The sequence below is a fragment of the Methylophilus sp. genome, assembly GCF_035460085.1.
GTDB lineage: Bacteria > Pseudomonadota > Gammaproteobacteria > Burkholderiales > Methylophilaceae > Methylophilus.
This window is the reverse complement of sequence record NZ_DATHWZ010000016.1, coordinates 1-18,883: the sequence shown is the minus strand read 5'-3', so window position 1 is coordinate 18,883 and position 18,883 is coordinate 1. Positions and strand designations below refer to the sequence as shown.

Sequence of the window (18,883 nt, the reverse complement as noted above, 5' to 3'; positions counted from 1 at the left end):
AAAAATCACGGCACTCTTTTTCAGTATTAACGTGATTGGCGACGACGTACCAGGCCCAACAGACCCAGTCCCGCCAGCAACAATGCAGCGCTGTCGGCTTCAGGCACCGGTGTCACTGCATTGATAGCGAATGCAGCGGTGTTAGGCACCACCCCTGCAGAAACACTGTTGTTTACAGTGTCTACAGTCCAGTTGTTAACGTTGACCACCTGTGCTTTGTAATCAGAGAAATTATCGAAGCCACTGCGTACACCGTTGTATTCGGCATAGTCCGGTTGGCTGGAAGCGCCCGCTTTGGCTGTCAACTCAATAGCATTGACACCTTTGGTCAAACCAGTGCTAGTCAAAGAGCCATCAGCAGCAAATGTGCCGTTAGTGATCGCTGTCAGGAAAGTAGTAGGTGCAGTGGCACCACTGCCTAAATAGGCGTATACCGTTTCATTGGAGTTGGAGATGCCCCAATTGCTGCTACCGCTGACAGTCGCACGCGATAACACACCGGTAGAGGCTGACAAGCTAGCGGTGTCATACGCTGAAAAACGTACCACAGTCCCTGCAGTCACTACGCTGTTGGAAATCCATTGGTTATAGCTTTCACCGGTGTTGAATGCACTGCCAGTCCATTCGTTATCAGTGAAGTAGATGCTGGTATTCGCAGCGATATCAACAAAAGTCACGAATGACAGGCCATCTTCATCGGCGTTGAATGAAGTGAACATGATGTCGCCGGCATTCAGGGCTGCGTTAGCTTGTGTAGACAGCAACAATGCTGCGATCAAACTGATTTTTTTCATAATTAATCCTCTCAAAGTAAATTTTAATAAACGCTTATTTCATGGTTTGTTTTTGCCGGCGTGATGCTTGGGTCACGCCGGCTTATGAACAATTACTTACTTACCAACGTACATCGCGCTGCGCATTCAGGTTGGCCGTGGTCACCCCTTTCAAGGTCACCAGTGGCTTGGCTGAAATCTGCAATTGCGTACCGCCGGCAACGCTGACCCAGCGGGCAACCCCATCCTCGAAAGGTTGTGCGCCCTGGTAACCAATGCTTTGCAGCAATTCACGGATATCCAGCTGGTCTTCACTTGGCGTAAAGTCAGTAATGGTGTCGGTCGCGTCACGCAGGCTCTGGTAAACAAACAGGTCGCGGCCAGCGCCACCGGTCAGGGTGTCAGCACCGATGCCGCCAGTCAGCACGTCATCTCCTGCTGTCCCCACCAAAGTGTCACGCTGACCACTGCCTTGCACGGATTTCACCAGTTGCAGACCCACAATCACCGGATCATGGTCAGATGAACGGTAAGGTGAGTCTGTGTACAAGTCTTGTGGTTTGAACTCGGTGTTGTAATCGATGACGAACGGTTCATCGGCGTTAATATGCCAATGCACAGTGCCCGTAACTTTCGCGGCCAAGTCAGCATTTGCCAGTGCGTGGTCCAGGTAACCAGATTCGCCATCAAACACGTAGGAGTAACCATCCTGGTCATTGAAGCGCGCAATCTGATCCTGCAAACCGGCGTTTTCAAGCACCAGCACAGGGTCTTCCTTGCCGTAGGCGTTCAGATCACCGATCACCATCACATCGGGATCATTGGCCTGGTTCTTCACGGTCTGGATGAATTGCACCAGCTGGTTGGCTTGTGCCAGACGTTGTGCGTTGTAGCAACCCTGGCCATCGCCCTGATCCGCGTCTGCACCACCCGCATCGGAGCAGCTTTTGGATTTCAGGTGATTCACCAGCACAGAGAACTTCTCACCATTGGCGGCCTGGAAGGTTTGCGCGAGTGTCGGACGGTTATTGATACTGTTGGTGTCAGACAAGGCACCCGCAGTCGGTGTCAATTTAGCCGGTTTGTAAATCATGGCTACCTTGATCGCATCTGTACCAGTCCCGTTGGCCGGGTCAGCAATCACAGCATAGGTATTGGCGCCTAACACGGCATTCAGGCCATCCACCAGGTTTTGTGCCGCCACCGTGCCGTTATTCTGAATTTCCATCAGGCCAACTGCATCGGCATTGATGGCGGTCAGTGCACGAATGATCTTGTTACGTTGACGGTTGAACTCGACCAGGTTATTGGCACCACGGCAGTTTGAGGCAGAAACGCTGCTGCCCAAACGGCAACCCTGGCCAGTCTGGCCGCTGGCTGTCGCGCCGTTAGTGAAGGTGGTGAAGTAGTTCAGCACGTTAAAGCTGGCAACTTTATAGTTACCGCCTACGCCGGCAGGTGCTGCCGTGCGCACATTGTCACGTGTGAAATTCACGGCTTCGGTTGGATGCAGCTTGTAGTCACGCGGACCCGGGTTGGAAGCCGTGATCAAGCCATGATCAATCACCCCAACCAGGTTTTCCACGATATCACCAGCACGTAAGGTATCGTCTTCGCCGATAAATGGAATCGGGTTCGGGTTCTGCAAGCTGCTGCCGTCATCCAGTACCAGGCGGCGGCGGGCATTATCATCAGCCGCTTGTGCTGCAGCCGCTGAGTTGGCCGGGTGGATATTGGTCGGCTTGATCATGCGGCCTTCAGCAGACAAAGTCACTTGACCATAACGGCCCTGGAAGTAATTCTGCGAAGCGGTCATTGGCGTAGTGATGCGTACCAGCATGCCTTCGTAAGCTTCCAGATCACCTTCGGTGGCTTCCGGCAGGGCGATATCGGTTGGCAGGATGACGTTGTTGCTGCTCAACACCTGCAAGCCACTGACGTTGATCAGCTCGGTGATGGTGTTGAATTCAGTCACGCTGGCATTCAAGCGCACTTTCTGGCCTTTGCTGACCGTGGGTGTCACACCGGTGCCCAGGTAAACAAAGATACCGTCAGAAGTCAGCGGGTTATTATCGCCGGCTGCATCCTGTAGATAGAAGCCATTCAAGCCTGGGAAAACGGCAGTGACTACACCCTCTGTTGTCACCGTTTGACCATTGAGCGGGCTGACTGAAGCAACGCCTAATCCGCTACCCTGGATTTGGAAAATACGTGTGATGCTGCTGCTTTGTACAGTCACGTTGACGCTACAGGTCGCTGTTTGCGCTTCGTTATTGGCGAAGTTCACTTCAACTGCGTAATTGCCTGCTGGCAGGCTGCCATCCAGTTGCAAGCTGGTGCTGGCTGACTGGCCATCGCTACCGGCAGCCACAAAGTTATTCAAGGTGACACCGGCTGGTGCAGAGGCTGAAAGTGTGGCTGCATTGACGATGCTATCTACATCAGAAGCTTGCAATAACACTGAACCGACTTCGCCCACTTGCAGGGTCACTGCCGGGCAAGAGGTGACGATAGGCTGGTTGCCACCGGTACCGCCGCCGCAGACATTCACAGCACTGCTGCTGTTGCGAGGGGCAGGTGTGCCGGTTGAGAAATCGCTACCGTTTTGATTGGTATCCTGGCAGCCATTGTTTTTTCTCAACAATGCTGTACTGCTGCTGATCGCTGAAGCCGCCGAGCCTTCAAAGAAGTTAGCTGAACCATAACCTACCAGGTCAACAATCTGTGCCAGTTGTGCCGGGCTACAAGCGGTCGAACCACCGTTACAGGCTAAACCTGTGCTGCTGTTTACCAGCACCACTTTGCCGTTGGTGCCGCTCATATCAGTCGCGTTGTTGCTGGTATCAGGCGTTGGCAGCGCTGAGCCATTGGCAGCACTTCTTAAGCCCGCCAGGTAATATTGACCAGGCTGCAACAGGCCAGACAACGTTGTCACGCCGTTGGCAGAAAAGTTGCCGGTACCGGTTGCGCTACTATATTGCACAGACCAGCCACTGATATCGACGGCAGTTGTGCCGTTATTGAACAGCTCCACATAATCCTGGTTAAAGACATTGCCCTGACCGCCATAAATCTGGCTAATGACAACACCCGCCTGGGCTGTCAGGCTCATTTGCACCAGCCCGGACAAGGCCAGCAACCACTGTAATTTTTTTAATTTCATTTCTCAGACTCCGCAAGTTTTCGACTTGAATAAAAGCCTGATTAATTTAGCAATTTAGCCAGGGGAAATTATTAAGTTTGCTGCCACAAAACTAGGTAGGTCGGACTAGGAAAGAGGGATTAAAGCAGGTGGATTAATACATTTTCAGGTCAGGGACCAGTCGGTGGAACTACATTCGGGAGGAAAATTTCATAGACATGCTATTTATGCGTATAGGCAAAAGAGTTAAAAACAGCCTGTCTGAAAGACATTGCCAGCATAAAAATACTTGTAAAGCTTGTCCTACATGAAATTGGTGGGATGCCTGATAGGAACGGCATATGTATGGCGCTAAGGTAGGGTTTTACCGAATTACCCTCTGAATAAGCTAAGAAAGGAAAGCCATGACAACCACATCAAGAAACGACTCATTGCTCAATAAAGTTGCAGGGATTATTCCTGCGATTGAGGGCTCAGCTCCTGTAGAAGCAATAAAAAAAGCATTAGGTGGTGAACCACCCAGTGCAGACCCTGACATGCAAGTCGTGTTAGATATGCTTGGCTCTCTGAGTGGCAAACCAATTGAGGAGTTGTCCCCGGAAGAAGCCCGCCAGCAGCCGACACCGACAGATGCGGTCAAAAAGATACTGTCAGATAATGGTCACCCGCCGCGTGCGCAGTTATTCACCTCAACCACGATCAGCATTCCCGGGGGGCCGTTAGGTAGCGTGCCTGCACAAGTGTATACGCCTATTGTTGGAGATGGGCCATTTCCGGTGATTTTGTATTTTCATGGCGGTGGTTTTGTCATTGCTGACACCAAAACTTATGAAGGTTCAATCATTGCCCTGGCTCAAGGTGTCCAGGCCATTGTAGTGTCACTAGACTATCATCAGGCGCCGGAACATCAGTTTCCTACGCAACCTAATGAAGCCTTTGCCGCCTATCAATGGCTGCTTGCACATGCAGAGGAAATCAATGGCGACCGCAAGCGCATAGCTGTGGCCGGTGAAAGCGCAGGTGGCAACCTGGCAGCCGTGGTTTCATTGATGGCGCGTGATAAGGATGTCACATTGCCTGTTCACCAGCTATTGATTTACCCATTGGTGAATAATAATGTGTTCAATTCATCATACATAGACAATGCCAACGCCAAACCCTTGAATGCGGCTATGATGAACTGGTTTTTCAAGCATTACAGCGAACCTATCGATGCTTATAGTTCTTATGCTTTGCCAGACAAAGCCAGTTCGTTGAAAGACCTGCCGCCAGCTACAGTCATTACCGCTGAAATTGATCCGCTATATGAAGAAGGCAAAGAGTTTGCCGAGCGACTCGAAAGCGATGGCGTGCCAGTCGCTTATCGCCACTACACCGGGGTGACACACGAATTCTTTGGCATGGCGGATGTAGTTGCCAAAGCCAGGGAAGCGCAAGCGTTTGCAATTGGCGAGTTAAAGAAGTCATTTGCAGCAAATTAGACGCCTCATTGTTTCAGAATATTCAGGAAAAAAACGCCCACTTGAAGTGGGCGTTTTTAATACTCAGTAAACGTTCAGGCAGAATTAACGGCCAATACCGATCACATCCACCGAAATGATGGAAGGCAATACCGGTTTGGTAAAAGCATTAGTGGCTGCAGAATTTGCCACGCTCTGCGATACCGCCTGTGCAGCCGCATTCACTGAATCCGGGTTGCTGGTCGTATTGAGACCCGCGACAGGCGTCGTGGTAGAAGCGGGAACCCCGGTAGATCCTGCACCAGCCTGAATATTGACTGCATTCAGTATCACAGGCGCCACGATTCTGACAATACCCTCAATCCCGGCCTCTCCCGCATCGACAACGGGGGCCGTCAAATAGACATTGCCCTGGGTGGGTGCTTTTTGTCTGCCGTTAGGACCATCCGGATCATAAGTCTGGGCGCGGATACCACTGCCTGAAGCAACACCGCGCACTTCCACTCGTGTATTGCCGTAAACATCCGTTTGCACGATGCGTTCTGGAATAGAGGTTGCAGCCTTCGAGCCCCGCCCGGCATCTATAGTGCCATTGGTAGACCAGATAGCAATATCGCTGCCAAACTGGGTGATCACCTTGGACTGGTTCACCGAAAAATCACCATCTGCAATCGCGCGGATCTCGCCGCCTTTTTCGGTGATGATACCAATGTCATCTCCCCCCTGACCTGGCACGCCTACATTGATCAGGCCATTTGGTGCGACCATGTCTATGCTACCGCCGCTATTGGTGGAAACTTTTGAGTTGAACAGCAGGATATCGCCTATAGTCTTTGTAGGATACAAGGTTGCCAATGCATCGTATCCGCGCTCATGGTTACCGGCCTTGGCGAAACCTTCCGCCGAGTTGATCAGTTCGGTAGTGAGATGACGGTTTACGAACACAGTTTTAATGGCTTCTGTCTGATCATTGAATCGGGTAAAAGCCTGCTGCTGGGTCAGCGTATTATCGCCAGTCAATTTTTTCATGAAAGAGAGCAGGTATGCAGCTGTTTTTTCACGGTATCCAGCGAGCGCGCTTGCACTATCTGCAAGCACTTCAGGGCCAGCACCAGTGGGTGCGATGTATCTGTCGATGTAAGACTGGACTTTGCCGCCAGTGCCGACACCTGCCAGCATACTGATGGAGGCGCCAGTGGCTGGCAATAAGCTGTTAGAGCGCAAGGCCGGTGTATAGTCAAAAGCACCATTCTGCGAACCTGTACTCCCTACCGCCTGAATGCTGCTCACCTCGGGATAAATCAGATCCACGTTTCTCCCCGCCTGCACCAACAGGTTACCAGGCCCCGCAATCACGACATGCTTGGTATTCACATCACGGCCCGCGGCAATCACACTGATGTCACTGCTACGGTTATTCTGCAATGCAATATTCAGGTTGGTTACATCCTGTCCGGCCACAATTTGTGAAGCCTTTGGCAAATAAATAACGCCAGCCACAGAGGCTTCATAGCTGTTGATATCACCAGTTTTACTGACAATCAGCGATGACTGCAGATCATTGGCATGCAACAGGCTACTGGCGTGATTATTGAAATATGGCAGGTCATTCGATAACAGGTTATTGTCGAACCCATAGCTACCAATGAATGATGATTCCTCAGGACGATTGATATTAGGCAAATCACTGATATTGGCATCCGACATCAGTAGTCTGTCAATCGAAATGGTTTGTTCTGACAATAATGACAGATTACCTTTGCTGGCAGGTACCAGATAAGCCTGACCAAGGGTAATGCTGCCATTATGTGCTGCCATATTCACGGTGCCCGGATTCAAACCCACACCACCATCGCTGCCGGCACGTAAACCAGTGGACCCTGTCAGCAGACTCTGTAACTGCGTCGCATAGCGGATATTACCAGTGAGTGCATTGAGAGTGACAGCAGCTGCTTCACTGTAGGTGTTAAAGTAACTGTTATGCACCCTGGTGAGGCCATTGGCGGCTGCATTGGTCGTGGATTGAGGCAATAATGTGGGATTGAGAGTGCCTTCTATACTGACATCTCCATTGGCGCTTACATCAAACTGGCCATCCATCATGGCCAATATTGTCCCGTATGCCTTGTCAGGTTGTACACCAATGCTGCCACCTACCTTGATGGTACCTTCACCTTTACCGACAAAATATACACCGCTGTATAAATCACCGCCGGCTGCAATACTGAGATCACCACCGCCATTCACCACGCTGGCACCTGTTGCATCCTCGCCAAAGTTATCAAACCGGGCTGATGTGGGGACTGATGCTGAAAAATTCGCAATGTTGCCACCCGCATTGATTGTCACATCGCCGCCGCCCAATGCGCCCAGGCTTTGTCGGAACTGATCATTGCGTATCCACCACGAGGCGTCTTTCAATTGGCTGCCACCAGCCTGGCGGAACAACCATTGATTGATCACCTGACGGTTATCACTTTCTGCACCATTAATGTTACCGCGCACATTCAGCGTAATATCGCCGCCATTGTCCAGGTATAAAGGACGTTGCGTGCTGACTGGCAAGGTGAAGCCAGGCAGCTCTGCAGCTTCAACGCCAGCGGTGTAAATCACTGAACTCTCGCTACTCATGATGAGATCACCACCGGTGGCGATCTCAATATCACCGGTGCCGGTTCTGATCAATTTATTGCTGCCCAGGGCCAGATTGCCTGATTCGCTGTTTCCATCAAAACCAATGGTAGAGGGCAATGTACTCATGACATTCGCCGAACCCATATCGGCACCAGCCACCAGGCGATAGCTCCAGGAATCTCCAGTACCAATCGTTGCACCTGTGGCGGCATTAGCGAAACCATCACTAATGGAACCGTTGACATTCAGGTTATTGGCTGCACGCAATGTCAGGATACCCGGCTCATTTCCAGCGCGTGCGTCGCTATAAAGATTCCAGTCGGCATTCACTGCCAGATCACCATTTGAGCGAATTTCCTGTCCGGCACGTAAATGGAAGCTGCTATCACCGTTTTTACCCAATGCAGTCAGAATACCGGCCTGATTCGCCATGAAGCTGCTGACATCATTGGCAAGGGTGTTATAGCCCAATGTACTGCCGGAGCCATTTCCAGTAGTCAGGGTATTTACATTGTCGTATACGCGGAACGCTTCCAGAACCACTGTTTTGGCTCCTGTAATCGTTGTTTCAAGCGCGCTCACTGCGACCCCGGTACCCGAACCTCCTCCGGTACGGGGTGCACGCAGGTGCACTGTTCCGCCTGAGCCATTTGTACCGCCAGCCACGGTGATGGTGGAGCCCTGGTCCAAATTGAGTACGCCATTCTGAGTGGCCAACATGACCTTGCCACCTTCGGCACCGGCCTTCGAAGAGTTAGCAGTCAGCTGCGCGCTGGACTGCAAGTTAAGGTCACCGTTTGCATACAGGCCGATGGAGCCTTGCTTGTCACTATTGGCATTGATGGTGCCAGAAACATTGATGGCGCCCTGATCTGCAGTCACGCTTACGTTTTTCGCAGCCAGTGCCTGTGCACCGGTACCATCCACAGCGACATCACCGGTACGTACACGGTAACTGCGGCTTTGGTTAAAGCCCTGCGCCTGCTGGTCAACGGCAACAACAGAGGGCAATGCGTTGACATCCACCTCCAGAGAACCGCCTTTCCCTGTCCCCAGTGCCCGGCCATCCAGTTGGCCTTGCAACTGCAGATCGCCGGAGGTGGCCGAAACGGTGACTTTACCGGCATCTGCATCGCCCTGAGCGCTGACATTCACCACAGCCCCCGCATCCGCGATGATATCGCCGCCACTGCTTAACTGGACTTTGCCGGCATCAATATACGTGGTTTTTTCGGCGTAGGTTTTGGTGGCTGAGGCGGCTGTGACAACAGCCTGGCTGCCAAGATGCAACTGCGAGTCAGCTTGCAGATTCACTTGGCCGGCCAGCGTTTCAATCCGGCTATTCACGTTGAGCTGATCTGCCTGTAAGGTCAACTTGCCTCCAATATTGGTATTGGCAGCCAGTCCGGTGGTATCTCCTTGCGTTGTGGTTAACGTCCCGGTAGTCCCGATCGTGTAATTCGCTGAACTCGTTGCAGTGATCCTGCCTACATTCAACTGGGTTTGATTCACCTGCAGATCCAGTGCGCCACGCTCTGCTACTGTCAATGATTTAGCATTGATCTGCACACTATCAAATCCGCCTATGGTGTTTTTATCTATAGCGGCGACAGCGTTATTCTCCAGGACTCCGCTTGGGTCACCCATCAAATGCACAGACTCCGCGTTGATCTGCAAGGTCCGGCCAGAAGGGTCTGCACCGCCTGCATAAGTGGCATCCGCGGTATTCTTCATGGTAAATGTCTTGGTAATAAAGGTTACCGTCTGATTTGCAGGCGCAGCAACCTCCCCATCCGCCAGATGGCCGGCAATACCGGCAGCATTCACTGTCAGGTTCAACTTGTCATTGCCAAAAGAGACATCCCCGTAAGTATCCACGGTACTGTAGCTGTTCAATGTCAGGCTAGCTACATTATCCAGTTGCGCGAGTGTCTGGTCGCTCACATGCAAGCCGGAAACTCCGGTTGGCACATCGCCGATCACGATGCGGTTGGAAGCAAGTGTTGCAGTTGCGCCATCTGCCAGGGCGATATTCCCTTCAAATGTCACATTCTGGCTACCATCGATGACCAGCGCGCTACCTGCCGAAATTTGAGAATTGGCAGCAATATTCAAATTGCCGCTCTGGGCATTGATGGAGGAGCCTGTACGCGTGTATTGCAACTGGTTATTGGATGACAGCCCAAGAAAAGCACCATCACCACTGGTATTCACATTGACTGTTTTAGCATTGGCGTTTTTAGCGCCAGTATTGATCTGCGCACCAGAGGCTACGGTGACACTGTCTGTTGCAGTGGCCATGAGTTCACCTGTCTGCAACACCTGGCCGGCATCATTTTCAATACTCACAGTATTGGCAACGGTATTAATATTGGTGGTGTTATTGCTTTGCGTGCGCGTGCCACCCAGCAAGATACTGTCTGCATTCAGTGCATTTAACTGGCTGGCCTGCAATTGCAGGCTTGTGTTGTCCGCGCTGTCTTTTTGATTGACCACTCGGATGCTGTTTGAGCTGATATCCACCATCAGCCCATCTGCACCGGTGATTTTGCGGCCAACAACACTTGCTTCAAGGGCTAATTGTTGTGCCTGTAAAGTCAGCTTGCCTGCATCTCTCGTATTTTTTACATCGACACCACCGGTATTCAATGGATCATTGAAATAGCTACTGGCATTGGTAATGATGTATTGTGAAGGCGCTTTGGAAACAGCGCCCTCTACCGGACGTAACACGCTGCCGGCTATGACGCGGAAAGTAGACCAGTTTGCATCTTTTGCGCCGGTGTTCAGGTCGGCCATATAACCGGTGGTCAGCATGCTGCCATCCTGCAAAGCAGAGGTCTGTCCACGTACTAAGGATGCATCGCTACGCTGCACGATAAAGGCCCCAGGCACCAGTGCATAACGTGCCGGCAACAAGGTGTAAGTGCCGGAAGGCACACCCGCAACACCGGTGATGTAAATGGTTTGCCCTATGCCCGCAGAACCATTGTTATATACCCTGTCAGCCGCGGCATACTCGGACTTCATGGCAGGAATGAGAGCATAGGTATCAGGCTGGGCCAGAATGTCCTGTGTACCACCCACCCCACCGCTCACCCATTCATAAGCAAATAATTCACCGCCGCCGGACAAGTCTACGGTCGCCCCTTTATTGAGCGTTGTATCGGGGGCATTAATGGAAATTTCCTTTTCTACCAGGTTACGGGTTTTGCCGTCACCAGGATTGAATACTTCGCCAGCAGATATCGACATACCAAAAGGAATATTCTGGCCGCTACCTGAAACGGTGGTCAAACTACGGGCACCTAATGTGACACTTTCGGCAGCATTCAGGTGGATTTGCCCGAATGGCGCTTTGAGTACACCATCCTGTTGTATTTTATTCGCCTGTAAGGTAAGGATCCCGCCACCTGACAATACATTGGAAGGTGCCAATCCACTGGAGCGCACATTTATCCGGCTGTCAGCGCCTTCTGCAGTGAACGTCAGCTTTGCACCTGAGTCAGGATAAATCTGCCTGGCGGTCAGGTTTAATTCTCCTTGCGTAGTCAGCCCTGACTGACTGGCTACCTGGCCGATTTGCACAAAAGTCGTTTCACCCTGGCCATGAATATCACGTACGGCATTCAGGTTGGTACGATTGACGCCACTGGTCGCCATCAGACCGTCAATGTAAATCTGGTTTGCCTTCAGGGTCAGTTGACCATTGCCATTCAGTACCGCCGGGTCCACATCCGCCTTGCGGCTATATAACTGCAGATGCCCCGCACTCAGCTTGGCATGACCATCATCAAGCACTTGCAGTACAGAACTATCCAGCCTTAAGTTTCCTGCAATCGCCAGATCGAGGTTGGGAGATAACACCAGGCGGCTGTTCGCATCGGAGAATTTGTTGATAAAGCTACCCAGGCGCACATTATCAAAACCGCCAGACTCTATTTGAGCTGCGGAGACTTGTGCACGCTGTAGCTGGCCGGTAGTGGCATCGACCGGATCACTCGTATTTTTAAGTGCATCGCCCGCCTGTATATTTGTAGTCAGTAGCGCCTGTGCATTAGTCACATGAAAACGGCCACTGTCATTCACATATTGGTTGCCAGGCTCATAATCCACAGAATCAAAAAGCATTGTCAGGCTGCCGCCACGCCCTGTTCCTTGCGCCTTACCCAATAGTTTCCCATCTACCAGCAAGCTACCGTAACCATACAGGTTGATGTCACCAGCATCGCCGTACAGGGTCTCGGTGATGTAACCACGGTTAGTCAGCGTTTTGGTGCCGACATTTGCTCCGGATACGTTTAATAACGCGCCCTGCTTGATGACCACAGCGCCTTTTTGCTGAGCGTCATCACTATTAATCGTGATGGTACCTGCATTCACAACCTGGTTCCTTTCCAGGCCGCTACGCGAATCGGGCAGGCTGTAACTGGTGCCGGATGCATTCAGCACAGCCTTACTGCCAACAAATACCATTTGGCTTGGGTCTTCGGGTAAGTCAGTAGAGTTATCGTTAATCTTGAGCGTGATATCCCCTCCTCTAGCGGTTATATCACCTAATACATTCACCTGTTTACCGGCTGACAACTGGATACTGCCGCCTATATCCGTTTGGATATGGGCATTCTCATGTACAGTCAGGACACCCAGGTTCGCACCCTCACGAAAGGTCGCAAAATCAAAGGAAACTGCCTGGCGCAGGTAGTCAGGCAAGGTGGTGAGGCGGGTGACGCTCAAGATATCATCAGCACTGCTTGTTGCGGTGAAGCCAGACTTCATCTGCAAGTTTTTGGCTACCCCGGCCACGGTACTGGTGGTTCCCACATTCTCGGTACCGACATGAATATTGAACGCACCTAGATGGTATTTGGAAAAGCCGCCCTGGCTGAAGAAACTGTTTGCCAAGCTGAAGTTAAGCACGTCCGGGGTCACGCCTTTCGCGCCTATATACAGATTGGATTGCACCTCTTGCCCAAACTGGATATTGAGTTCACCACCTTTATCAAAGCCATAAGCGCTTAATGCAAGATTAGAAGGTAACTGGCCCGCTGTTGTGAAAGAGATGTTGCCGGCGTCACCATAATGTATGACACCGCCAGTATCAAGGTAGGCACCTGCAGATGCATCCAGGGTGACCCCTTTGCCCAACTCAACAAGGCCGACCTGGATACTGCCTGCATTTTCGGCAGTTTCTTGTGTCAGCGCCCCTTGTATCCCCGTCCTGTTATTGACAAAGTTACCAGCGGTGGAGATTTTTACATTGTCAGCAATACGGGTCAGGGTGCCATCCAGCTTTACGTCAGCACCGCGGGCGATAATGCTCTTGTTGATATTGACTGTACTGCCCTGGCGACCTAGCGTCAGTGAGCCGTTTGCATCCACATTGAGCGCGGTATTCACATTCAGCGTCTTCACATCCTGCAGGTCAATCCGGTTGAATCCCTGTTTCAGGAAGCTGGTATTGATGCGCGAGATATAATCATCGCCCCCTGCCAATACATCGCCAAATGCAAAATCCACGGGTAGATTCCGGGATGAATTCACTAAATCAAGATTGATAGCGCTGGCTACCAGTGCAGCACCGACAGGGATACTTTGCGAAAGTAACTGTTGCTGGCTGACTCTCGTGTTTCCGAGCAACGTCCCATCCAGTACCAGCTTCTGTACAAACGCATTCCCTGGCGTTTGGGTCACTGCGCGTAACGTTCCGGCATTGCCTCCTTCAAAAAAAGTCGGCACCTTATAGCTTAGATTACCCAATGTATAGGTAGTGGAGGTGCCCCATTTCGAGTCCACCACAGTGGTGGTATCGCCGATACCGCTGTAAGCCAAACCTGTTTGGGCCTGCGATATCGGGACCAGCTTGCCGTTAAAGACAAGTTGCGACTCTTTTATTGACCCTCCGGTATAGGTGGTGGAGCCGCCTGAAACATTGATGATGGAGCCTTTTTCAGCAATGATCTCACTGCCGTTGGTCAATGTCACCGTCCCTGCATTGGTCATTTTCTCGGCAACCGTGGCAACACGCGTCGAGTCGATATAGGGCTGCAAGTCAAACAGGTCAGTCCCCTTGCGTGCATCGACATACACTGTTTTGCCGAACAGGTTGGACCCGCGCAGGATCGGGTTGTCTTTCAGGGCATCTGAGTTCAACTGGACTTCCAGTTGAAAGCGGGACATAGAGGCAGTCGCATCCACCCCGGAAACATCGATGGTGGCATTCTCGCCCAGATGAATACGCTGAGCCACCGGGCTATTCAGCACGGAAGCGGCATCCACCAGGCTGCTCACCGTGACATTGCCTCCCTTGGCACTGACCAGGCCATCGATATTGACCAGGCTACCCTGGATATTGATTTCGGAGGTTTTGAAGGCCAGTGAAGCAAGCACCTCCTCTTTATTGTTCATTTCAGGAGAGACCTTGGTCACACTGCCTTTGCCCAGTGTCACGATGCCGTCACGACGCTCGTCAGGCACCCCACTCACCACATTCGTATCCGCCTGTGCGATCAGCTTGATAGAACCATTGGCACGGACAGAAGTGGTGGCTGAAAGGGTACCCATCTGATTCACGGCCAGACCCATCATAGTGATATTGCCACGCTCGGCTATGATCTTGCCCAGGTTGGTAGCAGTACCGCCTGAAGCGACTTCCACTAACATGCCGGCAGGATCCTTACTGGCTTTCAGGTAGATCTTTTTACCTGCGGCCAGAATAGTCTGGCCGTCGGGCGTCTTGATCACAGCGTCTTTCTCAACGGTGACTTTAGGTGCAAAAAGCATCACTTTGCCACCTTTGGCTGCATTGATCTGTGCACCGGACTCGACACGTACTTCAGCGTTATGTACATTAGCGGCCTGGTCTGGCGTCAAGTTAATCGTATCCACCAGTTCGAATACACTTTTATAACCGCTCTCATCAATAAATCCGGACTGAAAAAGCTCATCAGTGATATTGAGGGTACCTGCAAACAGCGAGCCGACATTGAATACCGCATCTTTGCCAATCACCACGCCATTGCCGTTCACAAAATAAAGATTACCGGCCGCATTGACAGAGCCATTCAGGATACTGGGATCCACGCTATGGACACGGTTGAGCATCGACCAGCCGGCCTGCATGTTGACGTTGAATTGCTGGCCGGCATTCAGGTTCAATTTATCGTAGTTAACGATGGCCTGAGGTTTCAATTGCTGGAAAGTGATCTGGTTGGTCGTAGAGCTGATCACCTTGGTTGACTCATTCACGATATCACGAATCTGGATACCGGCTGGTAAGTCCGCCCAGGCAGACATGACCATCCAGGGGCCCGGCAGCATCGTGAGTGCCAACCAGACACCCGCTGCCCTGCGCGCGCGGCGGCGACCTTCACCGGAACGTGAGGAAACGATCTCCGCCACTACTACCATAGCACGGTGAATTTTGCTAAACACCAGTTTATATAACCCGTGATTCATGTCTTTACTCCATTCACTCGCTAAAATTTACCACTCGTACCCAACACGGAAATGCAATCGGTAATCGCCTTGCTCCACCTCTGGCGCTTCATTCATGGCCTGCGCATAATCGAGGTATGAAAACCAGCCGGTGGTGGTTTTAAGCTTAAGCCCCAATCCTGCGGAATACAGTTCGTAATCATCATCCAGTCCTAGTGGGTTTTTAATGCGTACATAGCCGGCATCGGCAAAGGTGTACGCATAAAAATCCTTGATGTATTCAACGAAGCGATATTGCTTGAGATATTGCGAGAGTGGCGGTGTACGTAATTCAAGCGAACCGGAAATACCGTTATCTCCCAGGCGGCTTGACTCCAGGTATCCCCGTATGGAGTCCACGCCACCGATGGTGAACTGCTCTGTAGAAATCAATGGCTGGCTGGCCAGCTGGAAGGCCGCTTTTCCCTGTATCGCCCAACCGGAAGAAAATGTATACAGCTGCTTGGCATCTGCCCTGAGGTAAACGTAATTTGCTTCAGCACCACTACGCTTGCGCTGGAACTCACTACTGGTGTTTCCCATAAAGCGGGGAGCCATATTCAGGACAAAGCTGGCCTGTGTCTGTCCAAAACCTGATTGCAGGTTAGCGTCATACCCTAACGAGGTTGCCCAGTAAGAAATAGGGGTATCCAAACTGGTATCCGCCCCAAGTAAAAACAGATTTTCTTTGAATACTTTATAGTCGAAGCCAAAAGTCAGGCTATGGTAGAAACCTTCGGAAAGCGGCAGCGGCCGGATGTAACGGGCGCCGGCGATGTAGCCTTTACCCAGCACATTAATATCGCCCACTGCCGCTATATTGCTGTCTGAGGCCACCGCATAGGCTGCGAAGTAATCCCCATTGTCTCGCGGAATGATGTAAGTGCCCGAAAACACTTTTACTTCGCTGGTGTCTTCCGGGGAAACCTGGATATTCATGCCCAGGCTATGATCCTTCTGGAACAGGTTTTCATATTTCAACCCGGCATTTAATCTTAACTCCGTGGTATTTGGCGAATAACGGTCATTCAACTCAACATTGCCATGGACAGGGAGCTTGTCCTTGACCTGTAAATCCACTTCTACTGTACCCGGTGACTTGCCCGGACGAAGTACCGGGGTGACCTGGCGGTTCTGATTGCGGTTCAGCGTGCCCAGCTCTTTTTGCGCTGTCGGGAAATGTGGTACTGACCCTTCAGAAAATTGCCGTGCCCTGGATTTGATTTCACCAGGCGTGTGATAGTGCGAATCCACAATTTGTAAGCGCTCAACCTTTCCTTCGGTGACCAATAAACGTACCGTTCCCTGATTCACTTCCTGCTGGGGAATGCTGACGGAGACTGTCAGGTAGCCGGCCTCCTGATAGGTTTTTTCCAGGGCTGCACGGGCCTGCTCTACATCTTCAATACTTTTTTCTTCTCCCATGTAGGGATAAACCGCTTTTTCAATCTCTCCGCTGTTCAGTACTGAATTACCATCTACCTGGTATTCGAATACATTAAACTTCAACACTTCTTCAGGTGCTGAAGTTTGCTCTGGCTGTGATGGCGCTTGGTAGACCTGCTCTTCAGCAAAGGCCATCTGGAACATACAGCATGTCAACAACCCAGCACACACGAATTTAAATTTCAAACGCAAAGCTTGCACCCTATATTCACAATATGTCGCTATTCAACAGACCAGCATTTTCTTAAAGTTTTATGTCATGCACATGAAACGGACTAGTCCGCAAACCGCATAATCCAAAAGAAAAAACGCACTCCTTTTTGAGGAGTGCGTCTATCAAGTATTTACCCTGGTCAAGGATAAATTTTTTAACTTTTTATTACTCGTACAATACTGCTGGTGAGCAGTTGTTACCAAAGTTAGTGAACTTGGCTTTTACAACACCAGCTTCACAGGTTGTGTTGCCGCCATCTGGGTTCAGTGTCAAACCGCGTGGCAATGTTGCACAAGCAGCAGCCGTTGGGTTTTTCAGGGCGTTAACGATGGTAGTCACGATGGTTCTCTGGAAACCGGCTGGTGCAGTGTTAGCAACAAATGCTTTCATTTCCATATGGAAAGGATAAGTACCTGAAGCGGCAGCCAAACGGGCATTAACCACATCACCAGTTTCTGGATGTGAACCGTCGATCTTGATGTAGCGATAGCCATTGTTAGCCGCATTCTCTACAGTCGGATCATTTTCCATGGACAACACACCGATGGCATAACGTGAACCAGCAGCTGCGTTACTTGCAGTGGTGATGTTGGTTTTAACGTTACCGGAACCGGAGTTCAAGGTCACTTGGTAGTTACCAGTAGTAGTTGTGGTAGGCAACAACAGGTTACCGCCTAGGCATGGGTTACCCAGGAAGAACGCGTTGGAAGAGGCTTGTGAACCTGAAGTATCTACACGGCGCTGGATAATCACCTTCTCGCCATCATCTTCACCTAGGATAGGGAACCATGATTCAGCAGTCTGTACAGCACCACCTTCTTGAAGGATAGAAGCAATCTGGCCTTTAGTTAAAGAAGGAGCCAATGCTGGTGAGTATGAAGAACCAGACTCAGAAATACCTTGAATCTCTTGCAGCTTGCGGTACAGCGGAGTTGAAACTGCTACACCAAACGCCTGACCCAGGAACGCGTTGCTTACTAAACCAAAGCTGGATACGTTACCGCCGCCAATAGTAGTTGAGAATAATGTTGGTTCCACGTCAGAGAAACCACCAACGATTTGTTGTGGAGCCAATGGGTTGGAGGCCAATGCTGCTGCGTTAACTGATTTGTTTGCAGCTGTTTGCACACCTGTTGCATCCAGGGCTATCGCAGCGCCGGATTGTGCACAACCTTTGTAAACATCAGCATTGTTTGCGGTGTTTGTTGCGTCAGTATAACCAGTAGCCAATTTAGTGCAGCTTGCATTACCAACATAAGAAACACGCGCCAGTTTTGTACCGTTTGTGAATGGTGTGAATGCGTTCAATGAGCCACCATCTACTGTGTGATACAACACAGAAGTGCGAGTACCACGCACACAGGCGTAAGCAACGAAGTTGCCCAGTGAGCCTGGTGTCACAGCATTGCTGGAAGAGGCTTGTGCAGTGAAAATAGAACCAGTACCGGCCTGGCAACCTTTTACCCAGCCCTCATAGATTGACTTGGTTGGTGCAGAAGCACCAGCAATCCAGGCTTGATCCAAAGTACCTGCACCGCGTGCAGTTTCAATTTGAGCTGGCGTAACACCGGCTGCAGCCAATGTACTGACAGACAGGGCTGCCAGTGCAAATGCGATTTTTTTGATGTTCATCATCATATTTCCCTTAAATTTTTTGAATCAGCAATCGTGAAAGAGCAGAGGGGCTCATACTGAGCCCCTTTTTTTATTATTTTGCAGATTTACGACGACGCGCAGC

6 protein-coding genes are annotated in these 18,883 nt (G+C 51.0%); 1 reads left to right on the top strand and 5 read right to left on the bottom strand.

All coding sequences use genetic code 11. The features are described from left to right. Positions 1–26: 26 nt before the first annotated feature. Both VK958_RS02280 and VK958_RS02275 read right to left on the bottom strand, forming a co-directional pair. Positions 27–794, bottom strand: coding sequence for a PEP-CTERM sorting domain-containing protein (locus VK958_RS02280; protein WP_325238686.1), 768 nt, complete (start codon positions 792–794; stop codon positions 27–29). Between the two features lie 100 nt (positions 795–894). Continuing rightward, positions 895–3,936, bottom strand: a complete 3,042-nt coding sequence (locus VK958_RS02275; RefSeq protein ID WP_325238685.1) for an ExeM/NucH family extracellular endonuclease — start codon at positions 3,934–3,936, stop codon at positions 895–897. A gap of 383 nt (positions 3,937–4,319) precedes the next feature. On the opposite strand from VK958_RS02275, the gene VK958_RS02270 reads away from it, so the two are divergent. After that, positions 4,320–5,396: an alpha/beta hydrolase gene (locus tag VK958_RS02270; RefSeq protein WP_325238683.1), complete on the top strand. Its 1,077-nt coding sequence runs from the start codon at positions 4,320–4,322 to the stop codon at positions 5,394–5,396. Between the two features lie 84 nt (positions 5,397–5,480). On the opposite strand, the gene VK958_RS02265 is transcribed toward VK958_RS02270, so the two are convergent. From VK958_RS02265 to VK958_RS02255, 3 genes are all read right to left on the bottom strand, one after another. Further along, complete coding sequence (locus tag VK958_RS02265; RefSeq protein ID WP_325238681.1) at positions 5,481–15,467, bottom strand: filamentous haemagglutinin family protein; 9,987 nt, start codon at positions 15,465–15,467, stop codon at positions 5,481–5,483. Positions 15,468–15,494: 27 nt separating this feature from the next. Further along, on the bottom strand, positions 15,495–17,075 hold the full coding sequence (locus tag VK958_RS02260) for a ShlB/FhaC/HecB family hemolysin secretion/activation protein (RefSeq protein WP_325238680.1): 1,581 nt from the start codon (positions 17,073–17,075) through the stop codon (positions 15,495–15,497). 235 nt (positions 17,076–17,310) lie between these two features. Beyond that, positions 17,311–18,780, bottom strand: a complete 1,470-nt coding sequence (locus tag VK958_RS02255) for a hypothetical protein (RefSeq protein WP_325238678.1) — start codon at positions 18,778–18,780, stop codon at positions 17,311–17,313. Between the last annotated feature and the right edge of the window lie 103 nt (positions 18,781–18,883).

Coding starts and splice junctions, on each gene's coding strand:
- VK958_RS02280 (WP_325238686.1), bottom strand. CDS start 794: ATGAAAAAAATCAGTTTGATCGCAGCATTGTTGCTGTCTACACAAGCT.
- VK958_RS02275 (WP_325238685.1), bottom strand. CDS start 3,936: ATGAAATTAAAAAAATTACAGTGGTTGCTGGCCTTGTCCGGGCTGGTG.
- VK958_RS02270 (WP_325238683.1), top strand. CDS start 4,320: ATGACAACCACATCAAGAAACGACTCATTGCTCAATAAAGTTGCAGGG.
- VK958_RS02265 (WP_325238681.1), bottom strand. CDS start 15,467: ATGAATCACGGGTTATATAAACTGGTGTTTAGCAAAATTCACCGTGCT.
- VK958_RS02260 (WP_325238680.1), bottom strand. CDS start 17,075: ATGTTCCAGATGGCCTTTGCTGAAGAGCAGGTCTACCAAGCGCCATCA.
- VK958_RS02255 (WP_325238678.1), bottom strand. CDS start 18,780: ATGATGAACATCAAAAAAATCGCATTTGCACTGGCAGCCCTGTCTGTC.